Source organism: Streptomyces sp. NPDC044064, from assembly GCF_056434245.1.
This window is the reverse complement of the sequence record NZ_JBWKFN010000020.1, coordinates 54,834-70,750: the sequence shown is the minus strand read 5'-3', so window position 1 is coordinate 70,750 and position 15,917 is coordinate 54,834. Positions and strand designations below refer to the sequence as shown.

The 15,917-nt window shown below is 70.4% G+C and carries 11 protein-coding genes; 5 read left to right on the top strand and 6 right to left on the bottom strand.

The features are described from left to right. Positions 1 to 6: 6 nt before the first annotated feature. Positions 7 to 2,181 carry a bifunctional serine/threonine-protein kinase/ABC transporter substrate-binding protein gene (locus AC07DS_RS29480; RefSeq protein WP_479150120.1) on the top strand — a complete coding sequence of 725 codons (2,175 nt, stop codon included), beginning with the start codon at positions 7 to 9 and terminating at the stop codon, positions 2,179 to 2,181. Between the two features lie 41 nt (positions 2,182 to 2,222). Here the strand turns inward: AC07DS_RS29480 and AC07DS_RS29475 are convergent, their stop codons facing one another. Next, positions 2,223 to 2,723 (bottom strand): hypothetical protein, encoded by a 501-nt coding sequence (locus AC07DS_RS29475; RefSeq protein WP_479150118.1) that lies wholly within the window; start codon positions 2,721 to 2,723, stop codon positions 2,223 to 2,225. Between the two features lie 125 nt (positions 2,724 to 2,848). Next, positions 2,849 to 3,292, bottom strand: a complete 444-nt coding sequence (locus AC07DS_RS29470) for a hypothetical protein (RefSeq protein WP_479150116.1) — start codon at positions 3,290 to 3,292, stop codon at positions 2,849 to 2,851. Positions 3,293 to 3,333: 41 nt separating this feature from the next. On the opposite strand from AC07DS_RS29470, the gene AC07DS_RS29465 reads away from it, so the two are divergent. Further along, positions 3,334 to 4,464, top strand: a complete 1,131-nt coding sequence (locus tag AC07DS_RS29465) for a saccharopine dehydrogenase family protein (protein ID WP_479150114.1) — start codon at positions 3,334 to 3,336, stop codon at positions 4,462 to 4,464. A gap of 54 nt (positions 4,465 to 4,518) precedes the next feature. On the opposite strand, the gene AC07DS_RS29460 is transcribed toward AC07DS_RS29465, so the two are convergent. After that, positions 4,519 to 5,190 carry a hypothetical protein gene (locus tag AC07DS_RS29460; protein WP_479150112.1) on the bottom strand — a complete coding sequence of 224 codons (672 nt, stop codon included), beginning with the start codon at positions 5,188 to 5,190 and terminating at the stop codon, positions 4,519 to 4,521. Positions 5,191 to 5,617: 427 nt separating this feature from the next. Continuing rightward, a complete protein-coding gene (locus tag AC07DS_RS29455) occupies positions 5,618 to 6,904 on the bottom strand; it encodes a PAS domain-containing protein (protein ID WP_479150110.1) in 1,287 nt (428 codons plus the stop codon). Between the two features lie 284 nt (positions 6,905 to 7,188). Here AC07DS_RS29455 and AC07DS_RS29450 point away from each other — a divergent pair, with 284 nt between their 5' ends. The 3 genes from AC07DS_RS29450 to AC07DS_RS29440 are packed head-to-tail and all read left to right on the top strand — an operon-like array spanning position 7,189 to position 11,935. Beyond that, the gene (locus tag AC07DS_RS29450) at positions 7,189 to 8,562 is read left to right on the top strand and encodes an ATP-grasp domain-containing protein (RefSeq protein WP_479150109.1); all 1,374 of its coding nucleotides are present in this window, start codon (positions 7,189 to 7,191) and stop codon (positions 8,560 to 8,562) included. Next, on the top strand, positions 8,559 to 10,571 hold the full coding sequence (locus tag AC07DS_RS29445) for a PEP/pyruvate-binding domain-containing protein (protein WP_479150107.1): 2,013 nt from the start codon (positions 8,559 to 8,561) through the stop codon (positions 10,569 to 10,571). Before AC07DS_RS29450 ends, AC07DS_RS29445 begins: the two co-directional genes overlap by 4 nt. 8 nt (positions 10,572 to 10,579) lie before the next feature. Further along, entirely contained in the window at positions 10,580 to 11,935 is a 1,356-nt protein-coding gene (locus AC07DS_RS29440; protein WP_479150105.1) for an MFS transporter, read from the top strand. Positions 11,936 to 12,066: 131 nt separating this feature from the next. Here the strand turns inward: AC07DS_RS29440 and AC07DS_RS29435 are convergent, their stop codons facing one another. Further along, positions 12,067 to 13,710 (bottom strand): M4 family metallopeptidase, encoded by a 1,644-nt coding sequence (locus AC07DS_RS29435; protein ID WP_479150103.1) that lies wholly within the window; start codon positions 13,708 to 13,710, stop codon positions 12,067 to 12,069. 777 nt (positions 13,711 to 14,487) lie between these two features. Next, a complete protein-coding gene (locus AC07DS_RS29430) occupies positions 14,488 to 15,498 on the bottom strand; it encodes a hypothetical protein (RefSeq protein WP_479150229.1) in 1,011 nt (336 codons plus the stop codon). Positions 15,499 to 15,917: the final 419 nt, after the last annotated feature.

The following is a 15,917-nucleotide window of genomic DNA, read 5'->3' as shown; positions in this document are numbered from 1 at the left end:
GCGCTGATGGAGCCGTTGCGCGGCGCCGACCCGGCCGGGATCGCGGGCTACCGGCTGCTGCGCCGGCTGGGCGCGGGCGGCATGGGCGTGGTGTACCTGGCCCGCTCCGGCTCGGGCTCACTGGCCGCTCTGAAGGTCATCCGCCCTGCGCATGCGGACGATCCGGGTTTCCGGGCCCGTTTCCGCCGTGAGGTGGAGACGGCGGGCCGGGTCACCAGCCCCTGGGTCGTACCACTGCTCGACGCGGACCCGGACGCGGAGTCGCCGTGGCTCGCCACGGCGTTCGTGCCGGGCCCCTCACTGGCGGATGCGGTCGAGGAGTGCGGGCCACTGCCGTACCGCTCGGTGCGGTTCCTGGGGGCCCGCCTCGCCGAGGCGCTGGAGGCCGTGCACGGGGCAGGTCTGGTGCACCGGGACGTCAAGCCGGGCAATGTGCTGCTCGCGGTCGACGGACCGCGGATGATCGACTTCGGTATCGCCCGGATGCCGGAGGACACCGCGCTCACCGCCAGCGGGATGGTGGTCGGCTCCCCCGGGTTCCTCTCCCCCGAACAGGCCCAGGGACGGGGCAGGGAGATCGGCCCGGCCAGCGACGTCTTCTCGCTCGGCTGTCTGCTGGCATTCGCCGCGACGGGCGAACGCCCCTTCGGCCGGGGCTCCGCGGCCGAGGCGCTGGTGCGTACGGTCCACGACGAACCGGACCTGGACGGCGTACCGGCACCGCTGCTGCCGTTGCTGCGGAACTGTCTGGCCAAGGAGCAGGGTTCCCGGCCGCCCGTGGCGGACATCCGGCGAACCCTGGACGGGCAGGAGCCCGACGACCGGGACAGCGAGGGCGTGGGCTGGTTGCCCGAATCGCCCACCCGGCTGATCGCGCGCCGTTCGACCGCCGCTCTCGCCCTGCCCGCCGTCGAGGCGACCGAGGTGTCCGGCGCTCCGCCCGGCATCGACACGGTGCCCGGCTCGGAGGAGCCGCCGAAGGGCGCCACGCGACGCCGCTTGCTGGTGCTGGGCTCGGCCGCCGGGGTTCTGGCGGCGGGCGCGACGGCGGCTTGGTGGACGGCGGACCGCCCCGGTCGCGTGGCGACGCGCGGCGGCACCCGGCTTCCGCGAACGGTGGTCGCCCTGCACGCCGATCTGACGGGAGGACACAAGGCGGCAGGACTCGCCCAGGAGAACGGTGTCCGGCTCGCCCTCGACCGTCTCAACTCCCGTACCGACCGCGGCTTCGACCTCGCGCTCCAGGTGCACGACGACGCGGGCAGCCCGACCCGGGCGCGACGGATCGCGCGGCAACTCGCGGCCGACGACCGGGTCCGCGTAGTGATCGGGCCGACCACCGACGCCTGTGCCGAGGCCGTTGTCGCCGAATACCAGAAGGCACTGCTGCCCGTGGTCTCCGTATCGGTCGGGCTCGAAGGGGTGACGTACCGGACGTACGCGGCCACCCGGCCCCCCGACCGCAACCTGGCAGCGCCCCTGGTCGCGTACCTCGTCCGCACCGCCAGGGCCCGCAGGACGCTGTTGATCGACGACGCGGCCGAGGGAGATTTCAGCTGGAACATCTGCGCATCGGTCAGTGATGCCATGCGCTCCGGGCGGCACGCGACGACCCGGCGTACCCTCGCCGCCGAGGACGACACCGCCGACGACTTCCGTGCCCTCGCCGAGTCGGTGGCCGACGCGGAAGCGGACGCGGTGGTGTTCGCCGGTGGACATGCGCGCGCCGCGAAACTGGCGCGCGCGCTGAGCGGCGCCGGCTACTCGGGAGTGCGGCTGGCCACCGAGCGCGCTCTCGACCCCCGCTTCCTCGCCTCGGCGGGCAGCGCCGCCGAGGGATGGGTCTTCGCCACCGCCTTCCTCGATCCGACGCGTGTGACGGCCGCGAAGTCCTTCGTCACCGCCTACCGCGAACGCTTCGGCACCGCCCCGCCCTGGTACTCCGCCGAGGCCTACGACGCGGCGCTCTTCGTGGGCCGCGCGATGACGACACCGGGCGCGTCCGGCGCGGCACGCGGCACGATCGTGGGACGGCTGCGCGACATCGACTACCGCGGGATCACCAAGAGACTGCGCTACACGTCGTCGAGCACCGGCTACACCGTGAAGGCGCTCTACCTCTTCCGGGCGTCCGGCGGCCGATTCCGCTTTCTCGGCCAGTACGAGGACGCCACGGCCTGAGCCGGTGCAGGGACGGGAACCGACCGGACCACCCGACCGCGTCACGAATCGCCGGCCGCTGTCACGTAGGTCCAGCCGTGCCGAACGTTTCCGCGTTCCCGGCAGTCGACGCGAGTGACGTCGGGCCCTCCGTTGCTGCGCGAGAGCATTGCGCTGATCAGCGTGCGGTACGCGAAGAACAGCGTCGCGGCCACGGTCACGACGAAGGCCGTTCCAGGCCCGTAACCCGTGCTCGTGGCGGTGCGGGCCACGTGGAAGAAGCCGTAGCCGCTGAGGACCGTCGCCGGCGCGCACACCTTCCACAACAACCCGTGCCTGCGCCGCTCACCGTGCACTTCGGCGAACGACGGGAGCGCCACCAGGAGTCGAGCGTCGCAGTGGTCGCACGTCGCGTGGGCCTCGTTCCTGCACTGCTCGAAACGCTCCAGACGGCCCGCGTCCTCGTTGGTGAGGGCGATCGTCCGCGTGTGGTTGTGACCACCCTCCTGGCTGACGATGTGCGTGATCCTGTACTCGAAGGTCCCCGACACCTCTGCGGCCACGGCTCCCGCCCCTCCCCCTGGTCCGGTTCACCTTTGATTCTCGGGCCGCCGCGGCGGCGTACCGCCGGGATCGCACCACCCGGAACAACCCTGTGACGCCCCTGGGAACTGCTGCTGACGAAGGACTACCACCGCCCGGCGACCAGGTATCGGGCCCGCCACTGCGGCAGACAGTCGTGCAGGTACAGCACGAAGGGGATCCACCAGATCAGATCGTTGGTGACGAGGATGACGCCGGAGGCCAGGGGCCACTGGCCGGTGAGGGCCAGCCACAGCCAGCCGAGCGGTCCGAGGACCTTGCCGGCCAGGCCGACCGCCGCGACGGCGAAGCCCTCGGCGGGGCGGAGGGCCACGTCCAGATAGAGCAGCCCGTACAGGCCGAGCACCATGCCGAGCGTCATGAAGATCTGCGGGTGGTTCTGCGGGGGCATGCCGGCGATCCGGAACAGCCATTGCGGGTCGACGGCCGCGTAGCAGCCCCAGGCGATGTTGTAGACGCCGGCCGCCGCGAAGACCCGTCGGTGCAGTCGCTCACGGGGAACGGGAGAAGTCTCGCTTGATGGGAACACGACCCTATTGTCGTGTCCACGTACGGGTAGCATGCCGCCGTATGGGGGAATCGAACATCGTCGTGGTCGGGGGCAGCGGCTTCTACGGCCGGTATGTCGTCGACGATCTGCTGCGCCGGCCCGACGTCCGCGTCACCGTCGTCTCCCGCAGACCGCCGCATCCCGCCTTCGCGTCCGACCGGGTCCAGTGGGTCGCCGGCGACCGCGGCGACCCGGAGCGGCTCGGCGAACTCCTGGGCGACGCGGTCGCGCTCGTGCACTGCGCGGGCCCGTTCCAGGCCATGGACGGCGCCGGCACCCACCCGCTCGGGCCGCTGCGGGCGGCGGTGGCCGCCGGGGTTCCGTACGTGGACATCTGCGAGGACCGCGGCTTTCTGCGCGCGGCGGCGACGGTGGCCCGCTCGGCGACGGCTCCCGTCCTCACCGGGGCGTCCGTCGTACCGGGCCTCCAGGCACTGATCGTCCACGACCTCGCACAGGGCATGGACCGTGTCGACGGCGTCCTGTGCTGTGCCGCTCCCGACACCCGGCGGCACCGCGGCCCAGCGATGTTCGAGGCGATGATGCACGGCGGGGGGCTCCCGTTCACCGCTCCTCGCGAGGGCGTACCCACCGTGGTGCACGGCTGGTCCGAGCCCGAGTGGACCGTGTTCCCGCCGCCGGTCGGCAGACGGCTGGTGCACCAGGTGTACGAGATGGCCGACCTGGACGTCCTTGCCGAACTGTGCGGTGCCCGGACGATCGCCTTCAAGGCCGGTACCGAATTCACCCTCGTCAACCGGGCTCTGGGGCTCTTCGCCGCGCTGCGGGCCCGCACCGGGCGGCCCCGCGCCACCCGGCGCTGGACCCCGCTGGTGCGCGCGGTGTCGTGGCTCGTCGGCCGGGTCGGCGACGAGGCGGGCGGCTTCACGGTCACCGTGAGCGGGGAGCGCGGCGGGCTGCCGGTCACCCGCCGACTGGGCATGACGGCACGGCAGGACGGTGGTCGCATTCCCTCACTGCTCGCCGGCATCGCCGTCGACCATCTGCTGGCGGGCCGGCTCCGCACCACCGGCCTCGTCCCGCTCCATTCCTGGCTGGCACCGCACGAACTGCGTGCGGCGCTGCGCGACCGCGGGATCGCCCTGTGGCGGAGCGACGACGAGGACGGCTGGCGCTCCTGGGAGGAGTGACGAGCCGTCAGGCCCTCACCTCGGGGTGCGCAACTACCGTGACCTGACAAGCTCTTACTGAACCGCAGGCAGAACCTCCCAGGGATCCGTCCGCAGTTCCAGGCCGAAGGTACGGTGAAGTCGTGCCTGCACCGCCTTGAGGCCCTTGATGCCTTCGCCGAACTCTTTCCAGCCCCGTGCCTCCTGCTTTTCCTGCTTGGGACTCATGCTCTGGACACCACCGAGGTGCGGCAATGCCTCGTAGACATCCCCCGCGCCGTTGTTGAGGTGCTTGAGGGCGGTCGACCATGCGGCCTGAGTCTTGCTGTCAGGAATGGGCTGACTCTTCTGAGCGCCCTGAACGGTCGGGAAGTAGCCGCTGAAGTCGTAGAGGCCCGCGTCCCGGTCGTGGTCCGCTTGGATCTTCGAGGACCGGCTGATCACGCTGATCAGCCGGTCCTCGCCCCCAGAATCGAACCAGTAGGTGACGTTGTTGGCGACCTGCGACGGATCCGTGGTCGTGGTGGGGGTGGCGTCGGCCGTGGGGGTGGACGGCGGCGTCGGTTCCGCGGTCGGCGTGGCGCTCGGACTCGGTGTCGGCTCGGCGGCCCGCGAGGTGTCGGAGACGTTGGAACACGCAGTCAGCAGAGCGACGGTGACGGCGCCGAACAACAGGGTCCGAACCCCCCTGCCCCGCCTCGCCGCGGTCGCCAAGGCTGCACCCTCAGGCGCCACCAGCGCGGTCAACACCGGATACGACAATGAACTCTCCCCCGATTCTGCCGGTTGCCGAGCGCATGAGATCTGCGCCGGCCAAATGTGGGATCCACCGCGCTCGGTTGCGGCACCAGGAGCGCGACGAGGACGACGGTGACCGTGGCGAACCTCAGGCCGTGCACCACTGCCCGGCGGCCCCTGGGGCGGGACGCGCCCCAAGGACACCGAAGTGCGCTCCTCCGCTCACCACCTGCCGAGCCGGACGGCCGCTTCCACCGCGGCGACAGGGCTCACTTCATGATCGGCTGTGGCCCGGGCTCGAGTAAATACGTGAAATCCCGCAATCGAGCACGTAACCCGTCGTGTGGCACTGGGCCGGTCGAACGCGATGTGCTTGATCCTTGGTACGGAGGCGGAGCGGTCTTCTTCGGGCGGTGCCTGGACGGGAGCGGAGCGTTCAGACCGGGCTTGCGGGATGCGCCGCCGTCGCGGACCGGGGCGGCCAGGTCTGTGGTGAGAGGATGCCGAGCACGTAGGCCCGGGCGACCAGTGCCGGGCGGGTGGCGGCGTCGAGCAGGGCGCGCAGGCGGCTCAGGTGGTAGTCCAGCGTCTGCCGGGACAGGCGCAGCGTCGCTGCGATGTCCGCGTTGCTGTGCCCGGCCGCCAGCAGGGCGAGTATGCGGACCTGGGCGGCCGTCAGGTCCGGTCGGGCCTCGTGGGGCAGACCGAGGTGAGTGCCGACGGCCCATACGCCGGACACACCGGGGGTCGTACCGCACACGGTGCTCAGATGGATTCGGGCCCGCCGCCGCCGGCCGTCCCGGTCGACGAGTACGGCACAGGTGCGGGCGCTTCGGCGCCGGCCGCTGATCAGGTCGTCCCAGATCCGGTGCAGGGCGCTCCGTTCGGGTGTCCTGGCGAGCAGGGTGTCGGCCGGCCGACCTATCAGGTCGGAGATCCGGATGCGCAGGACATCGGCGACGACGGTGCCGGCCTCACTGACCCGGCCGTCCGGGGTCAGACGGACGCAGAGCAGTCCGCTGTGGTCGCGCAGTGCCTGTAAGTCGGCCTCGGCCTGGTGTCGTTGGTCCAGCACCTGGGCGTAGTCGGTGACGTCGACGTAGATGCCCGCGATACAGCGGGCCGCGCCCCAGCGGACGGGGAAGCGGTAGCCCGCCGCACGGCCCGGGCAGCCGTCGACGCGCCGGTAGGCGAGGGTGTGCCGTACCGGCCGGCCGCGCGTCAGGACCTCCTGGTCGAGGGCGAGGAACCGGGTGATGTCACCGGCTTCGTCGACGTCGGCGAGGTGACGGCCGATCACGGCGTCGCGCGTGGTGCCGTACAGGTGGGCATAGGCATGGTTGGCCCACAGGTAACGGCCCGTGGCGTCGCGCACGAATGCCGCGGCCGGGGCGAGGTCGGCGAACGTGGCGTACGGGTCGTCGTCCGGCCGGTCGACCACCTCGATCGCCACTCCCCTGCTGCCGTGCCGTCCCGGCCCGCCGCCGAGTTCCGGCCAGTGGACGTGGAAGGTTCTGCCCTCGAAACACGCACGGTACGGGACGCAGCCGGACGCGCCGGACGGGCCGCCGCCGTCCGCGTGGAGGGCTTCGAGGAACCGGCGGGTGGCGCGCCGGTCGTCGAACGCGGCGCCCCCGCTGTCGACCACGCTCAGACCGCTGTCGGCTTCCCACCAGGACACCGCAAGAGGCGCGAGCAACGCCTTGAAATCAGCTTCGTCCACGTCAAACTCCTTCAACCCTGCACCACATCACTTTGGGTGACACCTCATGCGTATCCCGTAGGGGATGGGGCATGCGAGCGGGGCGGACGCTCCGTGCTGTGCGTCGGCAGCGCTAGCGCATGACCACACCTTCACCTGGCGCGGACCGGCGGCAGCGGTAAGGCATTTGCCTGAGTGCTTCGGGAATCTCGGCGCCTCGGACGCGGGCAGGTGCTGGTTCGCTTGAAGGAGACGGCGTGGGCGGCCCGGTGGCCGCCCGACGACATCGAAGGAGTTGGGGTTCCGTGAACAAGGTGCTGTACGTGCATGCCAAGGGCGGCCCTCCGGTGGGCCATGCCCTGACGCGGGTGGCCGCGAGGTCCGCGGTGCACCTACTGGCGCTCAGCGAACTGCCCGCCCCCGTGGGCGCTGACGCTGCGAGGCTGTGCGCGTCGGTCGTCACGCCCCCTGACGCCCGCGCCGGCGACCTGGTCGAGCTCATCACCGCCCGAGCCCGCGAGGTGGGGGCGGACGCCGTGCTCACCTTCTCGGAGTACGCGGTGGTCGCGGTCGCCGAGGCGTCCCGGCGGCTCGGGCTGAGGGGTGCCGGTCCCGCCGCCGCCCTCGCCCGCGACAAACGCCTGATGCGCGCCGCGTGGGAGCGCCACGGCATACCGCAGCCTCGGTTCCGCGCCGTCACAAGCGCGGTCGAACTGGAGCGCGCGACCACCGAGTTGTCATGTCCACTTCTGTTAAAGGCGGCCTGGAGCGCCGGCTCGACCGCGCACCAGATCATCGAGCGGCCCGCGGACGCGCCGGCCGCCTGGCGGCGGTCGCGCGCGGTGATGGCCGAGTCCGCACTGCTCGGATTCGCGGAACTGCACGTACCCGGCGCCTCGGAGGACTTCATCGTCGAGGAGATCGTCAGTGGATGTGCCGAGGAGTGGTTCGACGGCCCCGGCTGGGGTGACTACGTCAGCGTCGAGGGCGTGGTCGTCGACGGGGAATTCCGTCCCGTCTGCCTGAGCGGGCGGATGCCGACGGTGGCGCCCTTCACCGAGCGCGCCGGTATCACCCCGGCCGCCGTCGGAATCGAGGCCCAGCACACCATCGTGGACCTCGCCCGGCACGCCGTGGATGCCCTGGGGCTGGAGAACTGCGGCACCCACACGGAGATCAAGCTGGGCAGGGAAGGCCGTATGTGGGTCATCGAGACGGCCGCGCGGTTCGGCGGGGCGATGACGGTGCCGCAGATCGAGGAGGTCTTCGGCCTGGATCTGGTCGGCATGTTCACCGACCAGCTGCTCGGCTGCTCACCCGTCTGGCCCGCACGGGCGTTGACACCCGAGGATGCCACGGGCGCGGCCGGATCGCTGGTGGTCCTCGCCGTGCAGGGCGACGGCACCCCTTGGCCCCGCCGCCATCGATGGGACGCCTCGGCGGTCGTCCGTTCGGCGCCGGTCAGCGCCGGCAGCACGCTGTCCGTCGTCCGCGAGAGCTCTCTGCCGGACGGGGCCCCCGTGCCGGTCTACGAGCCTGCCGCCGGAGCCAACACCATGGCGGGCCTGTGCCTGTTGTCGGCGGACCGGCCGCAGTCCGTCGTCAGTGACTTCACCGCCCTGGTCGACGCGCTGCCGCGCATCCTGCCCACGGACGCCACCGAGGGGGCCCGGCCATGACCCACGCACCGCACACGGCCGACATCCCCGACACGGCGGGCGATCGTACCGTCGTCGGCGCCAACCTCTCGCTGCCGTTGTTCCGCACGCTGTCCGGCGTGCTCGCCGGACACCCGTACCTGAAGGTCGTGGTGGACAGGTCCGAGGACACCTGGCACCTGCTCGACACCCGGGTGCACCCCTTCCACGTCGACTACATCGCCACGCGCATCCTCGGCATGAGAATGGACGAACTCGACACGGCTCTGGACGCGTTCAACGAATCCGTGTACATGGCACCTGACCGCCGATTCCTGCTCGGGGTGCTGTCCCTGCACAGCGACGAGGACGCCGATGGTTCCGAGCGGCCCTTCCTGGTCCTGGAGACGACCGAGGCGGACACCATGCACGCCGCACTGCTGGAGGAGTTCCACCACTACGTTCACGCAAGGGTGGACGGACGGCTTCCCCTGCTGCTGAAACCCGCGAACCACGGGCAGGAGCACGAACTCGCCTCGGTCAGTGAGGCACGCGTACCGCGCATCCTCAGCCAGGAGCTGTTCGGCAACCGGACCCGGACCTGCCTCAACCCGGGCGTGGCCGAAGGGCGACTGCGCTGCTTTCGCGATCTGGCGGAGTACCGCAGCGCCGCCCCACAGCTCGGCTGGACGGACATCGTCGCGATGGCCTGCCTGCCCGATGACGTGCCCCGGGTGGCGGGGTTCGTCAACACGGAGCCCACGACGCCGCTTTCGCACACCAACGTCCTGGCGTCGGGCTGGGGCATCCCGAACGCCATCGTCCGCGACCTGGATGCTCTGGTGCGGCGCGACGGACTGGACGGCGCATGGGTCCGCTACCGGGTGTCCGAGGACGCCATCACCCTGGAGCGACTGTCCGACACCCCGGCCCTGGAAAGGCCGGTCTGGCACCAGCAGCGCATCCGCATCGACGCACCCCTGCTGGACGAGGCGCCGATCATGGCTCTGCACCGGCTGCGGCGCGCCGACCGCGACAGCTACGGCACCAAGGCCGCCAACCTCGGCGAACTGCACCATGTCCTGGACAGCCGCACGGCGGACCTGACCGCGTTCTACGCACGCCCGCGCCCGCCGCGCCCCGATCTGCTCACCCACCTGGCCCTACGGCTCGGCGAGCCGGCAGCGCCCGTGGAACGGCTGCAGGCCGCGGCGGCCGAACGCGTGGCGGCCACCGTCCGGGCACCCGAGGGGGTGGCGCTCCCGTTCCGCCTGCACCATCTCTTCCTGACCTCGTCGGCCGCTCTGCAGCAGGGCATCGGCAAGCTGAAGATGGCGCTCGAGCTCGAAGCGCTCGACGTGATCGACTCCCTCTGTCTGGACCTGCAGCGCCTGATGCACAGCACGCCGATCCCCGACGAGGTGGCTCGGGCCGTCACCGGCGCGGTGCCGGGTCTGCTGGCCGACGGCCGTCGTCTCGTGGTGCGCTCGTCCTCCAACGCCGAGGACCTGCCCGGTTTCTCGGCGGCCGGGATCTACGACTCGGTGACCACCGTGCGCGGTGCGGAGCAGTTGCTGGACGCGGTGCGGCAGGTGTGGGCGTCGTTGCTGTCGCCACGGAGCGTACGTCTGCGGCACGAGGCCGGCATCGTGCTGGACGACACCTACATGGGAGTGATCATCCAGCAGTATGTGCCCGCCGGTCTCGGGGGTGTGCTGGTGACCTGCAATCCGACCCGGCGTGAGGACTTCCGCAACGTGTACGTCAACTGCGCGGCCGGTTCGCCGGAGCGGGTGGTCGACGGCAAGGTCCTGCCCCACCAGTACTTGTACAACACGGTCGAGGACGGCGGACGCACCGTGGACGTCGGCTCGTCGGGTGCGGACCTCCCGTCGGACACCCGCACGTCACTGGGCGAACTGGCCCTGGTGGGGCGTCTGCTGCAGTCCCACTTCAGCGCGGGCGACCCCGACGACGCGCTGGACATCGAGTGGCTCATGACTGCCGAGGGGGCGTTCCATCTGGTCCAGGTCCGCCCGTACGCCCGGTGAGGCGCTCCATGACTTCTGTGTGGCGCCGCTCCGTAGATCCGGCCATGACCCCGGCCGCCCGGCGCATCATCCGCCTCAACAACGGGTTCCAGCTGTTGTTCAACCTGTTGTGGTGGATGCCCGTGTTCTACGCCTACCAGCGTGCCGCGGGTCTGTCGGACGGCCAGATCTTCGGCATCCAGAGCATCTACTACGTCGCCTTCTGCCTGTTCGAGATACCCACGGGAGTCGTCGCCGACCGCGTCGGTGCCCGCAACTGCCTGCGCGCGGGCGCGGTGGTCATGACGGCGGCGAACATGGTGCCCGTGCTGACGCCCTCGTACACGGGCTTCCTCGTGCACTTCCTCGCGATCGCCGCCGGGCGCTCCCTGACCTCGGGCGCGGCGAGCGCCTGCCTGTACGACGGCCTGCGCGCCGAGGGAGCGGACGCCCACTACCTCAGGGCGGAGGGAACGGCGCGTGCCCTCGGGCTCGCCGCCAAGGTCGTCTGCTGGCCGCTCGTCGGACCGCTGATGTCCGTGGCCCACCAGTCGCCGTACGTGCTCAGCGCGGCGAGCGCGGCGGGCTCTCTCGGCTGCGCCCTCGCCCTGCCCCGGATCGCGGCCGGCGACACGGGGGCGAGCACTCGTGGGCGGCGGAGCGGAGCTCTGCTGCGGGACACGGGCGCCGCCCTGCGTACCGTTCGGTCGTCACCGTGGCTGGCCCTGCTCATGGTGCAGGGCGTGGCGGTCTTCACGCTGTCACGGATCTGCCAGGTCAATCTGTTCCAGCCGGTGTTGCTCGAGCACGGCATCGCAGAGGGCAGCCACGGCAGTGTCCTCGCGGCGATGACGGTCGCCGAGGCGGTGACCTCCGCCCGGCCCCAGTGGCTGAGCCGGCGGCTGTCGCCCGCGGCCTGGGTGTCCCTGCTGAGCGTCGCGCTCGCCGCCGCACTCGCCGGCACCACCGTCGGCGGCCCCTGGGTCGTGGTCGGGCTGCTGTGTGCGTTCGCCGCGATCACCGGGTTCGGCTATCCGGTACAGCGCAAGCTCATCAACGACGCCATCCCGAAGGGGGCCCCGCGTGCCACGCTGCTGTCGGTGGAGAGCATCGTGGACCGCGGCGTGTGTGCGGCGGCTGCAGTGGCCGCGGGGGCGTATCTGGCGGCGGGCCGGCTGGACGCGCTGCTGTGGCAGTCCGCCGCGGTCACCTGCGTGCTGATCCCGGTGCTGCATCTGGCTCTGCGCCGCGTGGGCCCGGCGCCGGCCGCGCGTGGGACGCGTGGAGCACCCGGCGCCGACGGAGCCTCCGCCAAGGCAGTCGCACAGCCGGTGGAGGAGCCCGTCGCCCTGCCCGTCGACGAGGGCGCGGCCCCGCACCCCTGATCCGGCCCGAGGCGGCTGACCACGCCTGGGAGCACACACCCCCAGCGGGCCACTGGGTGCGGTACCGGCAATGACGTCGAGGGCCAGGGGCGGCACCCGGGAGCCCGGCTGCCGCCCCTGGCCTGTGGGGATCAGCTCACGTCGACTGCGGACCAGGCGGCCTCGACCGTCTTGTACTCGGTGCTCGAGGCACCGTAGAGGTCGGATGCCGCCTTGAGGGTGCCGGCGCGGGCGCCCTTGTAGTCGGTCGTCGAGGTGAAGTACGAGGTCAGCGCCTTGTACCAGATCTGCAGCGCCTTGTCCCGGCCGATGCCGGTGACCTTGGAGCCGTCCTTGGTGGGCGAGTCGTAGCTCACGCCGTTGATCGTCTTCGCGCCGCTGCCCTCGGACAGCAGGTAGAAGAAGTGGTTGGCGACGCCGGACGAGTAGTGCACGTCCAGACCGCCCACGCTGGAGGACCAGTAGTCGGCGGAGCCACCGTCCTTGCTGGGCTTGTCCATGTAGCGCAGCGGCTTGCCGTCGCCGTTGATGTTGATCTTCTCGCCGATGAGGTAGTCACCCGGGTCGGACGAGTTGTCGGCGTAGAACTCCACGCCGGTCCCCATGATGTCGCTGGTCGCCTCGTTCAGACCGCCGGACTCACCGGTGTACTCCAGCCCGGCGGTGTTGGACGTGACACCGTGGCTCATCTCGTGCCCGGCCACGTCGAGCGCGGTCAGCGGGTCCTTGTTGCCCTCACCGTCGCCGTAGGTCATGCAGAAGCAGCTGTCGTCCCAGAACGCGTTCACGTACGAGTTGCCGTAGTGCACGCGGGAGTACGCGCCCACGCCGTCGTTCTTGATGCCGCTGCGGCCGAAGACCTTCTTGTAGAAGTCCCAGGTCTCCTGCGCCCCATAGGCGGCGTCCGCTGCGGCGGTCGCCGCGTTCGACACCGTTCCGTCGCCCCAGGTGTCGCTGGACTGCGAGAACAGCGTGCCGGTGCCAGTGGATCCGTGGTCGAGGTTGTAGGTCTTGTGACCACCGCGCGAGGCGTCGGTGAGGGTGTAGGACGAGCCCGACTGCGTCGTCGACAGGTCCACCTTGCCGCTGTAGTGGGTGTTGCCGACGCCGGTCTCGATGCCCTGGTACTGGAAGAGCTTCTTGCCGGTGGCGGCGTCGGTGACGACGTGCAACTGGTTCGGGGTGCCGTCGTCCTGCAGACCGCCGACGACCGTCTCGTAGGCGAGGACGGGCTTGCCGCTCACCGCCCAGATGACCTTGCGCGGAGCCTGGTCCGCGGCGGTCTTCGCCGACCCCGCCGCCTTGGCCAGGCCCAGGGCCTGCTTCTCGGCCTTGGCGGGGGCGATCTGCGGTGTGAGCGAGGCAAGCTTCAGCTTCGCCTTCGCGGCAGTGGAGATGCCCTCGGTCCTGCCGGACTCGGCGGTGTGGACGACCAGGTCGCCGCCGAGCACCGGCAGGCCCGCATACGTGCGCTCGTAGCGGGTGTGGACGGTGCCGTCCACATCCTTCACGACGTCCTTGACGACCAGCTTCTCCTTGGCGCCGAGACCTATGTGCTGCGCGGTCCGGGCCGCGTCGGCCTGCGCCTGCTGGATCAGCCCCGTACGGGCGGCCGCCGACAGCATGACCGGAGCTGCGGCGAGGCGGGCGGGACCGGCGGTGGGCCGGGCGGTGGCCGTGGTGGTGAGCGCGGTGCTCAGAAGTGCCGTGGTGGCGGCGACGGCTGTGGCCGCGGCCAGGGCGGTGCGCCGGTGGCGTGTGTCACGGGAGGTCACACAAGCTCCTTTTGTGGGGGGAACGTCCGGCCGGTATGGGGCCGACCGGGACAGTTGTGGATGGTGTCGTGCTCGTGCGGCGGTTGGAGAGAGGGTGCCACGAATGACATGTGCATGCCATGACCATCAAGACGATGTCGATGACAAAGCGCCAATCCCCGAACGAGGTCCGAGGGAGGCTCAGGGCATGCCGACTGCGGCCCTCGCGGACACTGCATCCGCGGGCCGGCGCGTTCTCCGACTTCGAGCTGTTCGAGGACTCCGGCAAACCATCGGCACCGGAGGTCAGAGGGCGGTGCGGGAGGCTCAGTCAGGGCCTGCGGCGGCACCTGTTCCGCTCAGGGTCAGGGCAGTGGCAGGCAGGCCGAAATCGGCGGGGTACATGAAGTCTCCATGGAGCGTGGGGGGTTGGAGATACACACACGAGGCAACCCCAGTCCCGACGGGATCCGCTACGCGCGTGGACCAGATACGACAACTCCCCCACCCCGCCTTCACCGGCAGCGCACAGAGACAGACCCGGACCGTCCTCGCACACGGCTGCTTCCCCTTGCTGCCGCCGCCCCCACGTCCCGTCCTTCATGGTGTGCCGAAGTTCAGGTGCTTGATGTCCGTAAGCCGACTTCTGCCAGGAGATGGCGCGACCAGCCTCGCGACACCTGAACTTGGAACCGAACACATCCGCCGACCCACAACACCCTTCACGCCTGCCGCGGTGCGCATCCGCAGTTGCCGACTGTGCGGATGCGACACCCGTTCCGTACCTGCTCGGCGCGGTCAGAACTCGTCGCGCGGGAAGTCCTGGTCGGCCAGGCCGCTTTCGGCAAAGTCGGCATCGCTCATCGCCGGGCCGGTGAAGAAGTCCTTCATGAGTTCGTTCAGGTCCAGCTCCGTGGCACCGGCCGGGGCGGCGGGCTTGATGCCATCGGTCATCCGCAGGGTCAGGCCCAGCTTCTTGACCTTGCCGTTCTCAGCCAGCTTGGCGAGGTCCACGTCCACCTCGGTCAGCTCATCGTTCTTGAGTGAGAAGTCCGCTGTCACCTTGGTGTCGGGGGCGTCCTTCAGGTCCTTGTCCGTCGGCAGGTCCATGCCCGGCGGCAGGTCCGTCGCCAGCGGGCGGATCTCGCGGAACAGCCCGGTGATCAGCGCGCGGAAGGGGGCCGTGGCGGTGACGTGCTCGGTGCCGTCCCCTCCATCGACTGTCTTGAAATGCACCTCACGGGCGACGACCTCGCGGAGGGCCTCCACGAGCTTCTTCTGCGTCTTGGCGTCGAGGGAAGGGGCGGGCGCAGGTCTGCCCTGAGCACCCTGGCCGTCGGTGGCGGCCTTCTCCGTCTCCTTGGTGCTGAACTTCACCCACTTGCCCTCGATGAAGTTCTTGATCGCCCCGGCCTCCGGGGGCAGGTCTTCGGCAGCGGGTACGGGGCTGCCCGTCATCCTGCCGAGGCTGTCGGCGTCGACACGGACGTAGGCGTAGTCGCCGATCACACGGTACTCGGCGAGGTCGCCGTCCTTGCTGCTGATCTCCATGGCCATGCCGACCAAGTCCTTCTCATCGGACTCGTCGATCGGCTTCCTCGACTGCACGGTGACAGTGATCTTCGCACCGCTCATCAGCCCGGCAGCCTCTTCCGGCATTTCTTCGCCGGGCGCGGGCTCGGACGCGGCGTCCAGCGCCTTCAAGGACTTGACGTCGGTGTCCAGTTCGAGCTCGAAGGAGAGCATCTTCTTCTTGCCCAGCTCCTCGAAGGCCCGGTCGAGCTTCTTGCCGGCGGAGAGCTGCTCCACCGTGGCGCAGGCGGCGGAGCCCGCGAGGACGGCGCCGACGACGGTGGTGGCAGTCAGGGTCTTGCGTATGGCGTTGATGATGGTCTCCTCGCGGATCCGATCACGGTGTGATCGATCAGGAGACTCACAACCTGCCCACAAGGTTGCCCCGTCCGACTGTGACGGCGGGACACCAATTGGGCATCCGAAGGGTGAGCTTCACATATTTAGGGAGCACGGGCGGCATGTGATCGCGTAGTGGAACACCAGGCCGTAGCTCTGGCGGACCCCAATGGCGGGGACTTGCACTTACGTGCGTAGCGCAGGCGTGAAGCGGAAACGGCCCGGGCAGAGATCTCGGGAGGGGAGACGATCCCGCCCAAGGAGACCGACATGTCCGAGGAACGAGCGTCGTGCACCTCACAAGGGTGGCAACACTC